This window comes from Shimia sp. MMG029 (genome assembly GCF_027947445.1).
In the GTDB taxonomy this organism is placed as follows: Bacteria; Pseudomonadota; Alphaproteobacteria; order Rhodobacterales; family Rhodobacteraceae; genus Shimia.
In genome coordinates, this window is sequence record NZ_JAQJIM010000028.1 from 1 (window position 1) to 1,320 (window position 1,320).

General features: G+C 58.9%; 2 protein-coding genes. Both read left to right on the top strand.

Annotated elements, in window-relative coordinates; genetic code table 11:
• Positions 1–187: electron transfer flavoprotein subunit alpha/FixB family protein (locus tag PJL69_RS20230; protein ID WP_271311153.1), on the top strand; the 187-nt coding region annotated here is incomplete at its 5' end.
• A gap of 113 nt (positions 188–300) precedes the next feature.
• Positions 301–1,320 (top strand): NAD(P)/FAD-dependent oxidoreductase (locus PJL69_RS20235; RefSeq protein ID WP_271311302.1); only part of this gene is annotated, 1,020 nt, incomplete at its 3' end.

Sequence of the window (1,320 nt, forward strand, 5' to 3'; positions counted from 1 at the left end):
GGCGCCTGAGCTCTACATCGCAGCCGGCATCTCCGGCGCGATCCAGCACCTTGCGGGCATGAAAGACTCAAAGATCATCGTCGCGATCAACAAAGACGAAGAAGCTCCAATCTTCCAGGTGGCAGACTACGGCCTCGTCGCAGACCTCTTTGACGCCGTACCAGCCCTAACCGAAAAACTCGGATAAACGCCGCAGAAAAATCAGCAGCCGGGTCGCAGATCCGGCTGTTCACTTACTGACGCACCCAGCAATGGCGGGTCTTGCGCTCCGTTGACCACCCACGCCAGGGAGATTTTAAGATGTCGGAAATCGAACGCGAAGCCATGGAGTATGATGTTGTGATTGTTGGCGCGGGCCCTGCGGGTCTGTCAGCTGCGATCCGTCTGAAACAGCTTGATGCGGACCTCGACGTTGTGGTGTTGGAAAAAGGCTCTGAGGTTGGGGCGCATATCCTGTCTGGTGCGGTTCTGGACCCGTGCGGTCTGGATGCGCTGATCCCTGACTGGAAAGACAAAGGCGCGCCGCTCAATACGCCGGTGAAAGAAGACAACTTCTTCATGCTGGGCGAAGCCGGCGAAATCCGCATCCCGACCTTCCCGATGCCGCCCCTGATGAACAACCACGGCAACTACATTGTCTCCATGGGCAATGTCTGTCGCTGGATGGCGGAGCAGGCCGAAGAGCTGGGCGTAGAGATCTTCCCGGGCATGGCCTGCTCTGAGCTGGTCTATGGCGACAATGGCGAAGTCAAAGGCGTGGTGGCCGGGGTCTTTGGTCTGGAAGAAGACGGCTCGTATGGCCCCGGCACCGAGCCCGGCATGGAGCTGCACGGCAAATATGTGTTCCTCTCTGAGGGCGTGCGCGGCTCGCTCGCCAAGGAAGTGATCGCCAGATACAATCTGCAGGACGGCAAAGAGCCGCAGAAGTTTGGCGTGGGCATGAAAGAGATCTGGGAGATCGCCCCGGAGAAGCACAACGAAGGCGAAGTGACCCACACCATGGGCTGGCCGCTGGGCAGCAATGCGGGCGGCGGATCCTTCATCTATCACCTTGAAAACAATCAGGTCTATGTCGGGTTTGTGGTGCACCTGAACTACAAAAACCCGCATCTGTTCCCCTACATGGAGTTCCAGCGCTTCAAGCATCACCCGAAGGTGGCAAAACTGCTTGAGGGCGGCAAGCGCGTGGCTTACGGCGCACGCGCGATCTCAGAGGGCGGCTATCAGTCCATGCCAAAAATGGTGGCGCCGGGCGTCGCACTCCTGGGCTGTTCTGTGGGCATGGTCAACGTGCCGCGCATCAAGGGCAACCACAATGCC